Source organism: Mesorhizobium sp. M0833 (assembly GCF_040319905.1).
Taxonomy (GTDB): Bacteria; Pseudomonadota; Alphaproteobacteria; order Rhizobiales; family Rhizobiaceae; genus Mesorhizobium.
Genome location: NZ_JAMYOQ010000021.1, coordinates 1 through 17582, shown reverse-complemented (window position 1 = coordinate 17582; position 17582 = coordinate 1). Strand labels below are relative to the sequence as shown.

At 61.4% G+C, this 17582-nt stretch carries 20 protein-coding genes and 2 pseudogenes; 7 read left to right on the top strand and 15 right to left on the bottom strand.

Annotated features, from left to right (window positions below; all coding sequences use genetic code 11):
* Positions 1-17 precede the first annotated feature (17 nt).
* The 5 genes from NKH98_RS22330 to NKH98_RS22310 all read right to left on the bottom strand — a co-directional run bounded on the left by NKH98_RS22330 (position 18) and on the right by NKH98_RS22310 (position 4648).
* Positions 18-647, bottom strand: coding sequence for a hypothetical protein (locus NKH98_RS22330; protein ID WP_352901718.1), 630 nt, complete (start codon positions 645-647; stop codon positions 18-20).
* Positions 647-1507 carry a lanthanide ABC transporter permease protein PedC gene (locus tag NKH98_RS22325; protein WP_352901856.1) on the bottom strand — a complete coding sequence of 287 codons (861 nt, stop codon included), beginning with the start codon at positions 1505-1507 and terminating at the stop codon, positions 647-649. Before NKH98_RS22325 ends, NKH98_RS22330 begins: the two co-directional genes overlap by 1 nt.
* An 11-nt stretch (positions 1508-1518) precedes the next feature.
* Positions 1519-2307: a lanthanide ABC transporter ATP-binding protein PedB/LutE gene (locus NKH98_RS22320; protein WP_352901716.1), complete on the bottom strand. Its 789-nt coding sequence runs from the start codon at positions 2305-2307 to the stop codon at positions 1519-1521.
* A 98-nt stretch (positions 2308-2405) separates the two neighbouring features.
* Positions 2406-3377, bottom strand: a complete 972-nt coding sequence (locus NKH98_RS22315) for a YVTN family beta-propeller repeat protein (protein ID WP_352901714.1) — start codon at positions 3375-3377, stop codon at positions 2406-2408.
* Positions 3378-3397: 20 nt separating this feature from the next.
* A complete protein-coding gene (locus tag NKH98_RS22310; protein WP_352901712.1) occupies positions 3398-4648 on the bottom strand; it encodes a lanthanide ABC transporter ABC transporter substrate-binding protein PedA1 in 1251 nt (416 codons plus the stop codon).
* Positions 4649-4903: 255 nt separating this feature from the next.
* Between NKH98_RS22310 and NKH98_RS22305 the strand changes: the two genes are divergently transcribed.
* Positions 4904-6031, top strand: coding sequence for an S-(hydroxymethyl)glutathione dehydrogenase/class III alcohol dehydrogenase (locus tag NKH98_RS22305; protein ID WP_352901709.1), 1128 nt, complete (start codon positions 4904-4906; stop codon positions 6029-6031).
* Positions 6032-6101: 70 nt separating this feature from the next.
* Positions 6102-6671: an S-(hydroxymethyl)glutathione synthase gene (gfa, locus tag NKH98_RS22300; protein ID WP_352751279.1), complete on the top strand. Its 570-nt coding sequence runs from the start codon at positions 6102-6104 to the stop codon at positions 6669-6671.
* 35 nt (positions 6672-6706) lie between these two features.
* On the opposite strand, the pseudogene NKH98_RS22295 reads toward gfa, so the two are convergent.
* A pseudogene (locus tag NKH98_RS22295) lies at positions 6707-6793 on the bottom strand (transposase); the annotation flags it as partial.
* Positions 6794-7006: 213 nt separating this feature from the next.
* Between NKH98_RS22295 and NKH98_RS22290 the strand changes: the two are divergent.
* Positions 7007-7252, top strand: a complete 246-nt coding sequence (locus NKH98_RS22290; RefSeq protein ID WP_352901706.1) for a type II toxin-antitoxin system Phd/YefM family antitoxin — start codon at positions 7007-7009, stop codon at positions 7250-7252.
* On the top strand, positions 7249-7635 hold the full coding sequence (locus NKH98_RS22285) for a type II toxin-antitoxin system VapC family toxin (RefSeq protein ID WP_254819822.1): 387 nt from the start codon (positions 7249-7251) through the stop codon (positions 7633-7635). Before NKH98_RS22290 ends, NKH98_RS22285 begins: the two co-directional genes overlap by 4 nt.
* A 40-nt stretch (positions 7636-7675) precedes the next feature.
* Here the strand turns inward: NKH98_RS22285 and NKH98_RS22280 are convergent, their stop codons facing one another.
* From NKH98_RS22280 to NKH98_RS22245, 8 genes are all read right to left on the bottom strand, one after another.
* Positions 7676-8506: a BtpA/SgcQ family protein gene (locus NKH98_RS22280; protein WP_352901703.1), complete on the bottom strand. Its 831-nt coding sequence runs from the start codon at positions 8504-8506 to the stop codon at positions 7676-7678.
* Entirely contained in the window at positions 8503-9411 is a 909-nt protein-coding gene (locus NKH98_RS22275) for a ribokinase (RefSeq protein ID WP_352901701.1), read from the bottom strand. Before NKH98_RS22275 ends, NKH98_RS22280 begins: the two co-directional genes overlap by 4 nt.
* Before the next feature lie 3 nt (positions 9412-9414).
* Positions 9415-10185 carry a glutamine amidotransferase gene (locus tag NKH98_RS22270; RefSeq protein ID WP_352901698.1) on the bottom strand — a complete coding sequence of 257 codons (771 nt, stop codon included), beginning with the start codon at positions 10183-10185 and terminating at the stop codon, positions 9415-9417.
* Between the two features lie 18 nt (positions 10186-10203).
* The gene (locus NKH98_RS22265; RefSeq protein ID WP_352901695.1) at positions 10204-11301 is read right to left on the bottom strand and encodes a phosphotriesterase family protein; all 1098 of its coding nucleotides are present in this window, start codon (positions 11299-11301) and stop codon (positions 10204-10206) included.
* A 4-nt stretch (positions 11302-11305) separates the two neighbouring features.
* Entirely contained in the window at positions 11306-12310 is a 1005-nt protein-coding gene (locus NKH98_RS22260; protein WP_352901693.1) for an ABC transporter permease, read from the bottom strand.
* Positions 12307-13104, bottom strand: a complete 798-nt coding sequence (locus NKH98_RS22255; protein ID WP_023721835.1) for an ATP-binding cassette domain-containing protein — start codon at positions 13102-13104, stop codon at positions 12307-12309. The genes NKH98_RS22260 and NKH98_RS22255 overlap by 4 nt, the downstream gene beginning before the upstream one ends.
* Before the next feature lie 73 nt (positions 13105-13177).
* A complete protein-coding gene (locus NKH98_RS22250; RefSeq protein ID WP_254819828.1) occupies positions 13178-14116 on the bottom strand; it encodes an ABC transporter substrate-binding protein in 939 nt (312 codons plus the stop codon).
* A 116-nt stretch (positions 14117-14232) separates the two neighbouring features.
* The gene (locus NKH98_RS22245; RefSeq protein ID WP_352480706.1) at positions 14233-14844 is read right to left on the bottom strand and encodes a cupin domain-containing protein; all 612 of its coding nucleotides are present in this window, start codon (positions 14842-14844) and stop codon (positions 14233-14235) included.
* A 1020-nt stretch (positions 14845-15864) separates the two neighbouring features.
* Between NKH98_RS22245 and NKH98_RS22240 the strand changes: the two genes are divergently transcribed.
* Positions 15865-16182: an SAM domain-containing protein gene (locus NKH98_RS22240; protein WP_352480705.1), complete on the top strand. Its 318-nt coding sequence runs from the start codon at positions 15865-15867 to the stop codon at positions 16180-16182.
* Between the two features lie 138 nt (positions 16183-16320).
* Here the strand turns inward: NKH98_RS22240 and NKH98_RS22235 are convergent.
* A pseudogene (locus NKH98_RS22235) lies at positions 16321-16586 on the bottom strand (helix-turn-helix domain-containing protein); the annotation flags it as partial.
* A gap of 133 nt (positions 16587-16719) precedes the next feature.
* On the opposite strand from NKH98_RS22235, the gene NKH98_RS22230 reads away from it, so the two are divergent.
* Together NKH98_RS22230 and NKH98_RS22225 are read left to right on the top strand one after the other, a co-directional pair.
* A complete protein-coding gene (locus NKH98_RS22230) occupies positions 16720-17022 on the top strand; it encodes a PilZ domain-containing protein (RefSeq protein WP_502894293.1) in 303 nt (100 codons plus the stop codon).
* 412 nt (positions 17023-17434) lie between these two features.
* Positions 17435-17582 (top strand): TadE/TadG family type IV pilus assembly protein (locus NKH98_RS22225; protein WP_502894297.1); only part of this gene is annotated, 148 nt, incomplete at its 3' end.

The following is a 17582-nucleotide window of genomic DNA, read 5'->3' as shown; positions in this document are numbered from 1 at the left end:
CGCAAATCGAATGGGTTCTATTTCTCCGCGCCAAGCGTTTCCGAGACGACCTTGGACAATTGATAAAGCCGCTGCTCGATGATCGTCGGCACTTCACAGACGTAAGTCAGTGATTGGACGCGTTCATTGAAAATTCGCGTTGCGAATTTCAGCTTTTCGGTTCGCCGATCGATCTCTTCGGGATCTGCATCCGGCTTTGCCCGCAACGCATCGACATCGGACCCTTCCTTGCGCAACGCGGCGGCCATTTCGAGCTGCTTGTGGGCGTAGCGGGAAATGCCCGAAATCACCTGCGAGCGCTCGGCGTCCAGGTGATCGAACATGCCTTGCACCAGCATCGCCATTTTGGGTGCAAGCTGTTCTGCAGGCAAGGAGGCCGCGAAATCCCTGATCTTCTTTTGAGCTTCCGCAATCGGCATCCGGCGAGCTGCCACTTCCTCGATCAGGGCGGAGATCGTGGGGTCCTTCGACCAGTCCTTCGCGGCTGAAGGAAGGTCCGGTCCGCTCCAGATCTGGCCGAGCGAGAGTTGCGGCACCTTGCGCTGCATGCAGGGCCAGTCTGGATCGGGGTTGGCTGCCATGGCGGTGATGCCCGGCGCGAGCATGGCAACCAGAGCCAGGCCGCGAACAAGGCTCATTCGTGCCATCAGGTATTTCCTCCCGTGTCCTGTTTGCGGGTCATCAGGCCGCGCGAAGGGTCGTAGGCGATGATGGCGGCGGCAAGGAACAGCAGCGTGCAGCCGGCAACGACGCCCAGCGCCAGCCACTCAACCTGGCCGTAGAAGGCGAAGCGGATCAGTTCGACGGCGTAAGTAAACGGATTGGCAAGGCAGATCTTGTAGAGCAGGGGGCTAGCCTCCTGGATACGCCACAAGGGATAGAGTGCCGGAGAAGCGAAATAGCCAGGAAAGATGACGAAGTTCATGATGCCAGCGAAGTTTTCGAGCTGCTTGATCATCGAGGACAAAACCATGCCGAGCGCGCACAGCATCATACCTGACAGGAACAGCGCCGGCAGCACGGTGAGATAGCCAAGCGGCGGCGCCTTGACGCCCCAGAACCAGGCAACGATCAGGAACGCGTAAACCTGCGCGATCGACACGGCGACACCGGCGAGCATCTTCGAGATCAGTAAAAACCAACGCGGGAAGGGGCTGACCAGCAGGGTGCGCATGTTGCCCATTTCGCGGTCATAGACCATCGACAGCGAAGACTGCATGCCCGAAAACAGCAGAATCATGCCGCACAGGCCCGGCGTGATGTAGACCTCGTAGAGCACGTAGGTCTTGTAGGGCGGGATGATCGATACGCCGAGCACCTGCCGGAATCCGGCGGCAAAGATGAACAGCCAGACGAGCGGCCGAACCAGCGAGGATATGAAGCGCTCGCGCTGGTGCAGGAAGCGCAGGCACTCCCGCACGACGATCCCCTTTAGGCAAATGAGGTAGTGACGGAGCCCAAATTGTTCGAACTTCACCGGCGTGAGGGCGGCGACTTTTGCGGGCATTGCGGGAGCGCTCATGGCGACATCTCCGCGATGCCGCTTGTTTCGATGCGGTTAAGCCTGGAAAAGGTGTCGCGGATCGAACTGGCACCGCTCGTCACAACGACATCGGCCACCTTACCCTTGGCAACCAGGTCGCCCTGCCGCAGCACGACGACATGGTCGCTGTCGTCGACCTCATCGATCAGATGCGTCGCCCACAGCACACCGATGCCCTCGGTTTCGACGAGTTTGCGGATGGTGGCCAAAATGCCCGCACGCAACTGGATGTCGAGACCGACCGTCGCCTCGTCGAGCAGCAGCAGGGAAGGGCGGTGGAGCAGCGCCCGCGCGATCTCGATGCGCCGCATTTGGCCGCCGGAAAGACTGCGTGCCTTGTCATGCTGACGGCCCTGCATGTTGACTGTATCCAGCAGCGCGGCAATGCGCTGCCGGGCTTGGTGTCCGCCGATGCCATGCAATGAGGCGTGGTAGGAGAGGTTCTGGTGGACGCTGAGGTCGAGGTCGAGCGTGCGTGCCTGGAACACGATGCCGACACGCCTGAGCGCTTCGCCCGAAGCGCGGCCGACGTCATGGCCGAAGATGCGGATCGATCCGCGGCGCGTGCCGTAAAGATGGCTGATCAGTGAGAACAAAGTTGTCTTGCCGGCGCCGTTGAGGCCGAGCAGAACGGTGAAAGTTCCTGGCGCGATCGAGAATGAGACGTCGTTGAGCGCCCGCTTCGTACCATAGGAATGGCTGACGCCGGCAACGTCGAGTGCCGCCACCTCCTCTCCAGGTCCGCTTGTCCTCACATGCCGCATGCCGATGGCTCCTTCGGGGCGCGCTGGTTTTCTCGTGGGCTTGCAACATCCCCGCGGCAAAGATTTGTCATGTCGGCCTCCCTGATAATCGCTGCGGTCTAGTGAGGCGATATGGCCACGCCCCAAGGCTGCTGGCCGACCGTTACCGATTGAACCGGCTCGTCCGTCGCCGTGTCGATGAAGGTGATGTCGTTGGAATTACCGTTGGTGGTGATCAGCGTCTTTTGATCGGGTGTGAAGTCGAGATGCCAGACGCGTTGGCCAACCAGGATGTATTTTTCCACCTCGTAGGTTTCGGTATTGATGACGGCGACATGGTTCGCCGGGCCGAGCGCGACATAGGCCTTCTTGCCGTCGGCGCTGATCGCGATGCCCACCGGCTGGATGGTTTCGGGCCGCAGTCCCGCAATCGCGAACTGGATCTTCTTCACCACCTCGCGCTTGAGACTATCGATGACGCTGACGGTGCCGCCGATTTCGGCGCTGACCCAGATCTGTGATCCGTCGGGCTTGAATTGCGCAAAGCGCGGACGCGTGTCGACCAGGACATTGTCGGTCACCTCATGGCTGTCGGTGTCGATAAAATGCGCCATGCTGGTGGTTTCGGAGGTGTTGACCATGGTTTTGCCATCGGGACTGATAGCCATGCCTTCAGGCTCCACCCCAACGGGAATCTCGGTCATGACCTGCTTGCGCTCGATGTTGATCGCGGTGACGAGATTGTCGTCCTCGTTGGCGACGTAGAGCGTGGTGCCGTCGGGCGAAAGCACGAACAGTTCGGGATCCGGGCCGGATGGCAGCGTGCCCACAATCTGCAGCGTCCCGGTATCGATGATTTCGATCGTATCGTCATCGCTGGCGCACAAATAGATGAACTTGCCGTCATGCGAGATGGTGATACCGCGCGGCCTCTGGCCGACTTCGACGGTCTTCACCACTTGCATCGTCGCCGTGTCGACGACCGTTATCGTATTGTCTTTCTCGTTGGAGACGTAAACGGTGTAAGCCCACGCCGGATTGGCCATGAAGCCGGTTGCGAGAATGGCGAGTGCGCAAGCTCGTCTCTGCACGAAGATTCCTCCCGATGGTTCTACTTAAGAACGCATTTCGTTTCCGGCTGATCGATACCGAGCGTATCGAGCTCGGAGATCTGGTGGAGATAACCCTCCTGTGGCGATGTCGAGACGACGGATTTGGTGTCGCCGAGCAGGATTGGCTGGCGAAGCTGATGGTTCCATTTGCGGAAGGTCAGCTTCTGTCCCTTGAAGGCGGCGACCGAGAAATCGTCCGAGCGGATGTAGTCGCCGATCTTCTTCGGATCGTCGCCATTGGTCCGCGTGCTGGCTTCGCCCACCGCCCGCACCGCCGTCCAGGCCGACATATCCTTGGACAGCATTCGCCGGCCGGTCGTCCTCAGGAAACGGCTCTGCATCTGAATGCCGCCCCATTGCTCGCTCGCGGGATGCCAGGACGACGCGACAAGGCCGGCCGTGCCGGCGACCAGCCGTGGTGTCCAGGTGCGGTAGGGCACATAAGTTCCGAACACCTCGCTCTCATCGGCGACAAGCACCACGTCATGCTCCGGCAGATCCTGCGTGAACACGGAAATCTGCTGCTGTATCTGCGTGGCGCCGGTGTCGGTGCGGCGCGCCGTGCCGGTGTCTTTGAACTCCTTCTCGGCGACGATCTGACCGCCGAAGCGGGCCGCCGCGCGGCGCAACGCGTCCGCATATAGATGATCCTGCTCATGCGAACCGTAGAGCAGCACCCAATTCGGCCATTTCTTTACCACGAGATACTGCGCCAGCGCGTCAGCCAGCATGCTTCGCGTCGGCGCGATATGGAAGATATTTATGCGGCAGTCTTCCTCGCGCAGGCTGTCGTCGGTAGCACCGACATTGAAGACCAGAACGCCCTTGTCGCGGGCGATATCTGCGATCGACAGCAATTGCTTGGCCGAGAGGTCCGCGACAACATAGCGGTCACCTTTGGCAATCAGATCGTTGAAGGCTTGGGCCGCGTCGGCGTCCGGCTTGATCTCGGTTATGTCGAGGCTGAATTTCTGGCTGAGGAACTTCCCTGTCGTATTGTTGTCGCCGATCGCCACATTGGCGCCGGCAACACCTTCGTCGCGTGGCGGCAGGTCCAGCAGGGAAAGCGCCAGTTGCGGCGCGTAGGCCCGCAAATAACCTATTCTGATTTCGGTTATCTTTCTTTCCGGCCTGTCGGTTGCGACCGGTTGCTTGGCCGTCACTTCCTGGGCCATCACGTCCGCAACGTCGGCGGTCTGGAAAAAAAGGCACAAAAAGGCCGCGAGAGTGCCTGGCACCGCGCTCGTCATCGATAAAACTGCCTGTTCTTGCACTAAAGTCCGATTGTTCCCGGACCAGCGCGAATTCAAGGTGCCCACAATGAGCTTAGCGGACCCCACAAGATTTATCAAAGCCCTGCAAGTGGACTTGCGTGTCTGCTTTAGTCCTATGCCTTTTCGTGGGAATACGGCGATGAATGAGCGTGTTGCGGTCTTCGACTCCGAGATGATCCGCAGCAATGCCGGAATGTGAAACTCTATGGGTTGTCTTGGGAGGATTGCCTGATGAAAACGCGCGCCGCTGTTGCTGTCGCCGCCGGAAAGCCGCTGGAGATCATGGAGGTCGACCTCGAGGGTCCTCGCGATGGCGAGGTGCTGGTCGAGATCAAGGCAACCGGCATCTGCCACACCGACGAGTTCACGCTGTCGGGCGCCGACCCGGAAGGCCTGTTTCCGGCGATCCTTGGCCATGAGGGCGCCGGCGTCGTCGTCGATATCGGCAAGGGCGTCACCTCGGTCAGGAAGGGCGACCATGTCATCCCGCTCTATACGCCGGAATGCCGGCAGTGCCCGTCCTGCCTGTCGCGCAAGACCAATCTGTGCACCGCCATCCGCGCCACCCAGGGTCAGGGGCTGATGCCCGACGGCACCTCGCGCTTCTCGATCGGCAAGGACAGGCTGTTCCACTATATGGGCTGCTCGACCTTTTCCAACTTCACCGTGCTGCCCGAGATCGCGGTGGCCAAGGTCAATGCCGACGCGCCCTTCGACAAGATCTGCTACATCGGCTGCGGCGTCACCACCGGCATCGGCGCTGTGATCAACACGGCCAAGGTCGAGCAAGGCGCGACGGCGGTTGTGTTCGGCCTCGGCGGCATCGGCCTCAACGTCATCCAGGGCCTGCGCCTTGCCGGCGCCGACATGATCATCGGCGTCGATGTGAACAACGACAAGAAGCAATGGGGCGAGAAGTTCGGCATGACGCATTTCGTCAATCCGAAGGAGATCGATGGCGACATCGTGGCTCATCTCGTCAACATGACCAAGCGCGGCGCCGACCAGATCGGCGGCGCCGACTACACCTTCGACTGCACCGGCAACACCAAGGTCATGCGCCAGGCGCTTGAAGCGTCGCATCGCGGCTGGGGCAAGTCGGTCATCATCGGCGTTGCCGGCGCCGGCCAGGAGATCTCGACGCGGCCGTTCCAGCTGGTCACCGGCCGCACCTGGATGGGCACCGCCTTCGGCGGCGCGCGCGGCCGCACCGACGTGCCGAAGATCGTCGACTGGTACATGGCCGGCAAGATCGAGATCGATCCGATGATCACCCACACGCTGAAGCTCGAGGACATCAACAAGGGCTTCGACCTGATGCATGAAGGCAAGTCGATCAGGAGCGTGGTGGTTTACTGAGGAGGAGAAAGCCGCCGGCTAACCAGCCAGCGGCCGAAAATGCACATGTTCAACACGGGAGGAGACAAAAATGCCGGAGAAACTGCATCCTAAAATCGACAATGGCCTGCCACGGGAAAAGCCCGACTTTGCCGGCGGCACGCTGGTCTGCGCCTGCACCAGCAACCCGGTCAAGGTGAAGGTCAAGGGCCAGATCGCCCACAACCATGCCTGCGGCTGCACCAAATGCTGGAAGCCGGAAGGCGCGCTGTTCTCGATCGTGGCGGTTGCCGGTACAAACGACGTGACGGTGACCGAAAACGGCGACAAGCTGAAGGTGGTCGATCCGGGCGCGCTGATCCTGCGCCATGCCTGCACCGGCTGCGGCGTCCACATGCACGGCCCGGTCGAGCGCGACCACGCGTTCAAGGGCCTGTCCTTCATTCATCCGGAACGCTTCCAGGAAGACGGCTGGTCGCCGCCGGGCTTCACCGCCTTTGTCTCGTCGATCATCGAATCCGGTGTCGATCCGAGCCGCATGGACGGTATAAGGTCACAGCTGAAGTCGATCGGGCTCGAACCTTATGATTGCCTCAATCCTGGCCTGATGGACTATATCGCCACCTGGACGGCCAAGAGATCCGGCGCGTTGCCGGCCTAGTAGCCGCTCGACCATCATCGATCGAGCCGGGCGACGCCGCCCGGCGCGATCATGTGCAGGTGCGGACGGTGGGTCATCGCGGAGCCCTGCGTGTGGAGAACGGCGGTGATGCCGATGCGGGGCGTCGAGAGCGTAGGCCTCGACGCGCTAGTTTTCGGGCATTGCCCATTTCAATCGCATCGATTGCGCCATTGGCCTCCGCCCAGCGCGAAGATCGGCCACGGCTTTTGGTCGAGGGAATGGGCAATTGGTTCCCATCCTATTCGCGGAGAGACAGACACTTGAAAACCGGGCCCAATTAGACTAAGTTTCATAGACTAAGTCGGGAGCCCGCAATGCGCACCGTCAATATTCACGAGGCCAAGACGCATCTGTCTCGTCTTATCGACAGGGCGGCCAAAGGCGAATCCTTCATTATCGCGAAATCCGGCAAGCCGATGGTCAAGGTCGTTGCCATAAACGCACCTGCGGCCGGCGAAATGCGTCGCGTTGGGTTTATGGCCGGGGAGTTTTCAGTTCCGGACAACTTTGATCGGATGGCCGCTGAGGAAATCGAGAAGCTGTTTGGCGGCGATGGATGAAACTTCTGCTCGATACCCATCTTCTGCTCTGGGCGGCGGGCGAGCCCGAGAAGCTCCCGTCCGCCGCCCTCGCCGAAATCGAGAATGTCGACAACCACCTGACTTTCAGCGCCGCAAGCCTCTGGGAGATTGCCATCAAACGCGGTCTGGGCCGCCCTGACTTTAGGGTCGATGCGCGTCTTTTACGTCGGGGGCTGATAGACAATGGCTATCATGAGCTGCCAATCACCGGCGAGCATGCCATTGCGGTGGATGGGCTTCCACCCATCCACAAGGACCCCTTCGATCGGATCCTGATTGCTCAATCGATTGTGGAAGGCATCACATTGCTGACCATCGACGATCTGGTCGCGCAGTATCCTGGGCCTGTCCGTCGTCTCTGACAGAGGTGGCCCGGGCGGTGGGCTAAGCGGTTGAAGTCAGCTATCGCTTCAGACCACCCATGAACGCCTTTACTCGAGCAGAGTCGACCTGGTTCCACCAGACGCCGTCGTGCTTCAGCGCGCTGGCGATGATGACCCCGTCGACACTGGCGAGGATATCCTTGGCATTGTCCGCCGTGACACCGCTTCCGACCAGCGTCGGCAGGCCGGCGGCCTGCTTGATCATGCTTATGTAGCCCAAATCCGCGGCGTGGCCGGTGCGCTGGCCGGTCGCGATGATGGCATCGGCGTCGAAGAAGACCAGATCCTTGACTAGTTCCTCCACCGGACGGTCGGCGACGATGGCATGTGCGCCGTGTTTGACATGGGCATCGGCGAAGATGCGAATGCCGTTGGCGCGCAGCCTGGCGCGGTAGCGCGCCGCGCGGCCCGACTCGCCTTCGACAAAACCCTCATTGGCGACATAGGCGTTCGCCCATTGATTGACGCGGACGAAACCGGCGCCGGCAGCGCTGGCGATCGCCAAAGCCGGGATCGCGGCATTGGCCAGCACGTTGATGCCGACCGGTCTGCCGAGCTCGCGGCGGATGCGGTCGGAAACGACCGCCATATAGGCCGCCGTCTCCGGCCCGATATCGTCAGGCTTGGCGAAAGGGATGTCGCCATGGTTCTCGACGATGACGCCGTCGCAGCCGCCGTCGAGATAGGCTTTGGCGTCCTCGAGCCCGCGCTGGTAGATCACTTCCACGGCCTCGCCGTCATAGCGCGGCGCGCCGGGCAGGGGCGCCAGGTGAACGACGCCGATCACTACCTTGGTGCGGCCGAAAAGATGCAAGAGTGCGTCGCCGCCGGATTGGCCGATCTGGGTCATGAGAGCTCCATTTGATCGATGAGCACCGCCATCTCGGAGGCGGAAGGACAGGATATCAGCGTGCCCGGCCGTGTCACGGCGATTGCGGCGGCCGCCAGCGCAAGCTCCAGCGCCGAGGTGACCGACATGCCCCGCGAAAGCCCGCCGGCGAGACAGCCGCAGAACACATCGCCGGCGCCGCTGGTATCGAGCGCCTCGACCTGCGGCGCCGGCAAACGAAGCGGCTCTTCCTGGCCCGGGCCAAGCACCAGACAGCCTGCGGCGCCGAGCGTGATGACGACGGTGCCTGCGCCTTTGGCTACCAGCGCGCCGGCTGCTGCTATCATGTCATCCCGGCCGGTCAGGGTTTTCGCCTCGGATTGGTTGACAACCAAAAACTCCGCCAGGCCAAGATCGGGAACGGATGCCGCATCGATCGGGCTGGCGTTGAGAACGGTGCGTGCGCCGTTTTCCTTTGCTGCTCTGAGGCTGGCATCGGTCGCGGCGGGACGCAAATTTCCCTGGCAGACGAGGATGTCGCCGGGAGCGATCCAGCGGACAAGTGCTGTTTGCGCCACCGGATCGAAGGCTTCGCTGCAGGCAACGCCGCTGACAATGAAATTCTCGCCGCCTCGATCGACGACGATGGTCGAGCGGTCGCTCGGCAGCTCGAATTCGCTGACCTCGAGGTCTGACAGTTCGCTGTCGAGGCGGCTCCTGATCCATGTGCCTTCGCGGTCCTTGCCGAGCGCCGTCCAGAACGTCACCTCTGCACCAGTCCGCGCTGCTGCGACCGCTTGGTTGGCGCCCTTGCCGCCGAGCCCGTCGGCATAGCTCACGGCATTCAAAGTCTCGCCCGCGGCAGGGAGGCGGCCGACGCGAAACATGGTATCGATGCAGGCATTGCCGACGACGTGGACATGCATGGCTCAGCTCTCGCCGGTCGCCCAGCCCAGCATCTGTTCGAACAGGGTCTTGTAACCTGGCCAGGCGATGAATTGCGGCGGGAGCCAATGCGGCCCGACATCGGATGTCCAGGCCACGGTGCGGCCCTTGCCGTAATGGCCGGTGACCAGCAGCGGGAGCGACCCATAATCCGACGACACGCTGGCCAGAACTTCCGCATCGTCCTTCAGTGTCACCTCGTTGAAACCGAGCAGGATCGGCCAGTCCGAACCGAGGCCCCTGAGGATAGGATGTGTCGACCCTGGTTTCGGCACCGGGGCAAAGCCTTCGGGAATCTCGACGCGGTCGTCGTAGGCCAGGCAGTTCACCGGCAGCACGTCCTCGATCGGCGTCTTGCGGTAGCGCGCGCCGCCATTGATGCCCTGGAAGCTGTAATAACCGCCGAACATTAACAGACCGCCGCCGTCGCTGACGTAATCGCGGAGCAGGCGCAGGCGGTTCGGCGTCGGCTTGGAGTGGACCCAGGTGTCGGGATGCAGCAGCAGCGTGTTGGCGCCAATGTCGGAGAGCACGACCGCGTCATAGGCCGACAGCGCCTCCATCGTCTGAGGAAAGCCGCGCTGCGCCTCATGCGCCGGCATGAAGGTGACGTCGAAATCGGTCGCCTTGAGCGCGCCCAGCAATTCGTCGGCGCCGGTGTGATAGGTGACAGTCGGGAACTGGTCGAAACCCTTGATGTGGGTCGCGGTCGACACCCAGGATTCGCCGGCGAGCAGGATCTTCTTCTTGGACATTTGAACTCCGTCGTAAGTCTAGGCCGCTTGGAGCCGCGCGAACACGCTCTTCGGATTGGCGATCAGCATGCGGTCGATGGCCGCCTGCTCGACGCCATGCCGTTTCAGGCGCGGTATGAAATGCTTCAGGATATAGCCATAGCCGAAGCCGCCGAAGCGCGTCAGCATGATCTTGAGGAACACATCCTGCGACAATAGCAGGCGGTCGCCGAAGCCGGCCTCGACAAGAGCGGCGATGGCGCGTGCATTCTCCTCGTCGGAGGGCGATTGCGCGTCCTGGTCGGCATAATAATAGTCCATGCCGATCATGTCGTATTCGAGGAACGCGCCGCGCCGGGCGAGGCTTTTCTGGTAATCGGGATCGTCGTGGCTCGGGTTCATGTGGCAGAGCACCGTGTGGCGGAGATCGGCGCCCTCGGCCTCGACGATATCGAGCACGTCGTGCGCCAGCCGCTCCCAGCCAGGCAGATGGATCGACAGCGGCACGCCGGTGATGCGCGAAGCGCGCGCCGAAGCTCGCAGCGACTTGCGTTCCTCGGCGGTGAAATCCCTGCTGACACCGACCTCGCCGATCAGCCCGGCCATGATCGGCGGCTGCGTCTCGCCGCCGCCGACATCGTTGACGATGAACTCGGTCACGGCGTCGACATCCATGGCCTTCAGCCATTCGGGATGGGTATGCTCGAGATAGAACCCGGTGCCCATGACGATCTTGAGGCCGGACATGCGGCTGATGCGGGCGAGCTTTTCGGGGTCACGGCCGATGCCGATATTGGTGGCGTCGACGACGGTGTGGCCGCCCAGCGCGCGATAGCGCTGCAGTTCCGACAGCGCCAGGTCGGCGTCGTCGAGGGAGACATTGTCGCGGTTGACGTAAGGGTTCATGCGCAATTCGCCGATGATCTCGATGTTCACCGGCTGCTCGGCGATCGCCATGTCATCGGGATGGCAGGGGCATTTCCAGCTGCGCGCGCCGTCGAGCAGTATGTGCTCGTGCATCAGCGTTATCCCCATGTCCTCGACCGGAACCGGGCCGAGCACGGTCATCACGTGGCCGGTTTCGACCCCGACTGGCAACCGCTGCCTGGGCGCTGCGTCATCGAACAGACCACTCATCGGCTCAACGGCTCCGCACGGCGCCGCGGAACAGGCGGAAGTTCAGCCAGATGGCGATCAGGATGATCGTTCCGGTGACGATCGGCGTCAGGAAGGGCGACAGATGCGCCAGGATCAGGCCGTTGCCGATGACGGCCACGGTCAGCGCGCCGAGCACCGTGCCGATGATCGTTCCACGGCCGCCGAACAGGCTGGTGCCGCCGAGCACGACGGCGGCGATGACTTCCAGCTCGAAACCCTGTCCGGCATTTGAAGATCCCGATCCAAGCCGGGCAGCAATGATGATGCCGGCAAGGGCCGCCGCGGTGGCGGAAATCACATAGACGAAGAGCGTCGTCTGCCGCGTGTTGACGCCGGCACGCCGCACCGCCTCGGCGTTGGCGCCGATGCCGGTGACATAGCGGCCGAACGGCGTCTCGTTGAAGGCGAGATAGGCGATCGCCAGGATCGCCAGCGCGATCAGCGCCGGCACCGGCACGCCAAGAAACCAGGCGCGGCCCAGCACGGTGAAAGCGCTTCCGGGCTCGATGGGGATGGAATAGCCGCCTGTGATCAGCAGCGCCACGCCCCGGATCACCGAAAGCCCGGCAAGCGTGACGATGAAGGACGGGATGCCCTCATAGGCGACGAAATAGCCCTGCACCGCGCCAAGCAGGGCACCGAGCGCGAGCATGACGAGGATAACGACTGGCCACGGCAGGCCAAACTGCAAAAGTGTCGCCGACAGCGTTGCCACCAGCGCCAGCACGGAGCCGACCGAAAGATCGATGCCGCCGGTGGTGATGACGAAAGTCATTGCCGCGGCAACGATCAGCAGGGGCGCCGACTGCCGCAGGATGTTCAACAGATTGGGCGATGTCAGAAACGCGTCGGTCGCAACCGAGAAGATGATGCAGACGACCAGAAAGAACAGCGCGATCGAGACGACACTGCCATTGGCGAGGAGCACATCGCGCCAGGTGCCCTTGCGTACACGTGAGGGCTGGGCGGCGTGGATCGCGTCGCTCATGCCGGCGCTCCACCGCGGTAGCCGTTGGTGGCGGAACGCGCACTAAACTTGCGGCCGACGATCAGATTGACCACGTCCTCGATGTTGGTCTCGCCGATCAGCCGCTCGGCTACGTTGCGCCCTTCGTACATGACCTGGATGCGGTCGCAGACGAGGAACAGATCCTGCAGCCGGTGGGTGATCAGGATGACGCTGACACCGCGCGCACTGACCGCACGGATCAGTTCGAGCACCGCCTCGACCTCGGCCACGGCAAGCGCTGCCGTCGGTTCGTCCATGATCAGCACGGCCGGCTCGAACGAGGCGGCGCGGCCGATCGCGATCGACTGGCGCTGCCCGCCGGAGAGGTTTTCGACCTTGAGTCGCGTGTCGGCAATGACGATGCCGAGCCGATCGAGCATCTGGCGCGTCTCGTCATGCATGCGCTTCTTGTCGAGAAAGGAAATACCTGCGATGCGGCGACGCGGCTCGCGGCCGAGAAACAGATTGCCGGCGACGTCGACCGTGTCGCACAGCGACAGGTCCTGGTAGACCATCTCCACGCGCGCCGCACGCGCGTCCGCCGGCGAGCTGAAGATCACCGGCTTGCCGTCGATTTCGATGGTGCCGGCGTCGGGAACCACAGCTCCCGACAGCACCTTGCTCAATGTCGATTTGCCGGCGCCATTGTCGCCGACCAGCCCCAGCACCTCGCCCGGCTTCAGCGTCAGCGATACGTCATCGAGCGTCTGGATGGCGTTGTAGCGCTTTGAGATGCCGCTCATCCGCACCCGATAGGTCTGGCCACTGCTCATCTGGGATTCCACGCGATTGCAGTCATCCGCGGCGCAGCCTCAGAAGGCGCCGCGGCCCGGTCGCCAACGCAGTTTACTTGAACATCGCGCGGTATTGGTCGACATTCTTCTTGGTCACGATCGTCACCGGGATGTTGATGATCGGATCGATTTTCTCGCCCTTCTTGAGCTTGCCCAGCGCTTCGACCGCAGCCTTGCCTTCGCCGGCTGGATCCTGCTGCACGACCGCGACCACCCAGCCGTCGTCGATGCCCTGAACGGCCTGCTTGGTCAGATCCCAGCCGAACACCTTGACGTCGCCCGTGCGGCCCTGGCTGGTCACGGCCGAAACTGCGCCGAGCAAGGCCGGCTCTCCGGTTGCATAGAGCGAGTTCATGTCCGGATTGGCAGTCATCAGGTTTTCCGAAGCACTCAACGCGGTCTCTTGAACGTTCTGGCCGTCGACCGTGTCGAGGAAGGTGACGGCCTGGCCGCTTTCGGTCACCGCCTTCTTGAAGCCGTCGAGCCGCTGGTTCTGGATGAATGAATTGAGTGCGCCGACGATACCGATCTTGGCCTTGCCGCCCATCTCGGTCTTCACATAGTCGGCGTAGAATTTGCCGATGTCCTCGCCGGCCTTGGTGTTGTCGACGCCGATGAACGAAATATTGTCGCCGTCGGGGATCTGCGCGTCGATGGCTATGACGGGAATGCCGGCCGCCTTGGCTGCGGTGATCGCAGGCTTGACGCCGTTGACGTCGATGGCGACCAGAATGATGCCGTCGACTTTCTGCGTGATGTAGTTCTCGATCGCGTCGTTCTGCGCGCTCGGCACATTATTGGCGTTGAAAATGACCAGCTTGGCGCCGGCGGCGTCGGCTGCCTTTTGCGCGCCCTCGTTGATCTGGTTGAAGAACAAGGCCTGCTGGTTGATGTTGACGAGAGCGAACGTATCGGCAAGCGCCGATCCCATGGCTGCCGAGCCCATGGCAACGGCGGCGGCACAGCCGGCGAGAAGTTTGAACAGACGCATTTCGGTTCCCCTTGCTTGCGGACCAGACCTCGGCCGGTCCCGTTGGTGCTACAGGCACGAGGCAAGCATTCAAGAGACTTGAATATTTGTCAATCCAAATGAACGCCGAGCGTTGCTCAGAAAGTCGCCGGCGTATTGACCCAGAAAATGCTGGCGCGTTCCTCGCCGATGTTGCGGTAATGATGCGGCAACTCCGACCTGAACACGAAGGCATCGCCCGTGGCGAGAGCATGGCTCTTGCCGTCGACGATCAGTTCGATCCGCCCGGCGAGCACGTAGCCGACTTCCTCGCCGGAATGCTGGATCGGACCTTCGCTCGAGCCCTCCGCCTCGATGTGATGGATGTTGCATTGTAAGAGGTGGCCAGGCGAATATGGAATGATGCGTTCGAGAGAAATTCCTTCGCCGCGCCGTAGCGCGTCGAGCGCAATCAAAGGCCTTGCGCCCGCCCGGAATACGATCGCCTCGTCGTCGTCGACTTGCTCGAACATCCAGCCGATGTTGGTGTCGAGAACCTCGACCAGACGGTGAAGCATGGGCAGGGACGGCGAAGCCTTACCGTTCTCGATCTTGGACAGCAGGCTTTCCGAGCAATTCGCAGCCGCGGCCAGCGTCTTCAGCGTCATGCCGCGTGTCTGGCGGGCGAGACGCAGCCGAGTTCCAAGTCTCGCGGCATTTACGGTGGCGTCCGTTTCTGACTCTGGCCGCCGTCGATCGATCTTGTTCATCTGTTCGCCAACCATTCAACGGTCAAGGGCAACTAACGCGCGAGCAAAAGACCTCGGCTGACGATTTGCAAGTGCTGATGCGTCAAATTCGAGACTGCAGCCGCAGCTATCTCATCCGGCGAATGCCGCTCCCGCATGAACCGTGCTGATGATCCCGCGCCAGTTATCCCCTATCGCTTGGCCGTCCATCGTGGTCGAAATCGCCAGCCGTTACCGCGTTCGCGTCACGTGGCGAGTGGACTTGGGACGACAATGCGTGCAAGGCGGGCCACGTAGCCAATCTACACAACCACGGCCGCGACGACACGACAAAATCTGGACTGTCACCGAATTGCGGAGCGCGCCCAGAAGTCACCCGCGGCAGCGCCCCATGGAGTTACGCCCAGGCCGCGCAGGCTCTCGATAGCCGCGACGTATCCAATGAAATCCCTGGGGCAGTCGCGCGCTTGAGCTTCGGCAATTTTGAAGAACAGAAATATTGGACTAGCGCCTTGCGGAAGTGAATTGCGGAAGCGGCGACCGATTAATGCTTTAAAAGTATAGATACATCTACACGAGGTGCGAAGAAGCAACGCCAATACAGCTGATTGGTTACAGCATATTTATTTTCGCATATGTGGTATTGACCGTCCGGGGATTCCTGTACACGGTCCCGTGGGATGGTGAAATTATGCGGCAAATAGGTGTACCCGCCGTCTACCCTGGACCGCACCGAAGACCGAGCTATGGCGCGGCAATCTGAACCGCCGCAGCACTTGAATTTGGTCTGCGGGTCAATCTTATCTTCGTACCAATCATGGGCGTTAGCGGCTGTTGCGGCGGCGATACAAATCGCCGTGAAGATGAGCCTTCGCATGGCATTCCTCAAGTATCTGGCAGGCGCTGCTCGTTGGGGGTTCCATGTATATTAGCGTTCCATTGAAAATACCATTGGCCTCCGATCGACTTAACGCAGCTCCAGCCAGCGGCGCTCGCAACGAAAGACCGCCAGCCCGGGCAATTGGATTGTGAGCGTTTTTGGTGCAGCGCGGACGCAGCTCGTCCGCACCTGCCCAAGGGCGAGCCGACGCATTCATTGACAACGACATTGATCCGGCAATTCTACCTAGGCTCTCTGACGATGATCTTCGGGAGCTTGGCATAAAATCTGTCGGTCACCGGAAAAAGATCCTGACCGCCATCGCTGAGCTCTCGCATCAGGCGGACCAACCACTCCCGGCGAGCGAAGCGGCTACGCGGAATGCTCACGACGGTGCAGCGCCAAACGCGAAGCAAATGAGGCCGAAAGGCGGCACCCCACGGCCATGTTCGTCGACCTCGCGGGATCGGCCGCCTTAGCGTCGTCGCTCGATCCCGAGGACTTACGCTCCGTCATAATCGCGTAGCGATCCTTGGTCGCCACAGAAGTCGCCCGCTATGACAGCTATGTCGCCAAATACATAGGGGACGGCGTCCTTTGCTACTTCGGCTGGCCACACGCGCCCCGTGCGGCTTCTCCCGCTTGCTCTCCACGATCATCCGCTCGGTGTGGGCCGGCAACTGGTTCCGGCCGGCGCGAGCGGCCCGTTAGGGCCTCAAGCCCCTCATCCTTAGCGACTGAAGATCTTGTACCCAGTCTTACGCGAGATGCCGAACTCCCGGCACACGTTGCTCATGCCTTCTCCATCGAGAAGGCGGGGCACGAAACGAAGTCGCTCCTCCATCACCGAACACTCTTTCCAAGGCGTCAACACCTCCGCCATGCCAAAAGTGTTACCCATGGGTCCGGCACAAAACGTCACCTATGTCTCGGGTCGCTCATTCACCGCACCTTTCAATCGTGCTATGGAAATCAAATCGTAGGGCCATAACGGTAGGCCGTGCGGTCAGGAGCGCTTGGAGGAACCAGCATTGCCGGAAGGTGCGGAACCTCGTCGTGATCATCGGCAACGCGTCTTGAAACGTGCGACCATCATCATCAGCATCACAAGTTCTGAAATCAGCTGCACCATGCGCAATCAGCATGCAAGCGGAGCAGAATTGAAGTTGCCAGCCGAAACAAGGATTCCGACCGAGTTTCTTCTGTACGTTCCCGTCGACGGGGTAGCTTACCGATCTGTTGTGCGATGGCGCAAAAACGAGAAGGTCGGAGTCCAATTCACTGGCGTTGAGCCGAAGCCTCGCCTCCATTACGGATAGCGCGAGGTATTAATAACGCGCTTCAGCGTAACGCGCTTCAGCGAAACGTCGAAGGTTGATCATTGACCGGGCTTGCAGATTTGCTAGGTCGGCAGTGCGCCTTGCCCCCAGTATTTCCCATCACCTTCCTGCGAATGCAGCCTGACCAGCCTCGCTGGCTGGCAAGCCGGGCGCTTCATGCGCTTTGGCGGCGACCCAGGATGCTCCTAGCGTGCGTCCATAGCCGCTTGCGGATCGCTCGGGTGCGGATCTCACCCATGGGGGCGAATGCCGGCTTGCCAGTTTCGCGCTCAACGCCAAGCAGTTGGCCGAGAGCGGCCGCCGGACTTGTGCCGGCCGCGCCAAGGAGCGGACATCAAATGGAGTGAAATCCTTAGTCGTTCCTTCACCCATCTTTGCTTTAAATACCTCCATGGAATTGGGTGCCCGTATCTTGAAGCGGTTTGTCCGCCGGCTGCGACGAACCGGCAAGAGTGGCAACGTTGCCACTATTTTTGCCCTGTCGTTGCCGATCGTCGTCGGCGGCGCGGGTCTCGGCGTTGAGACTTCCTACTGGTATT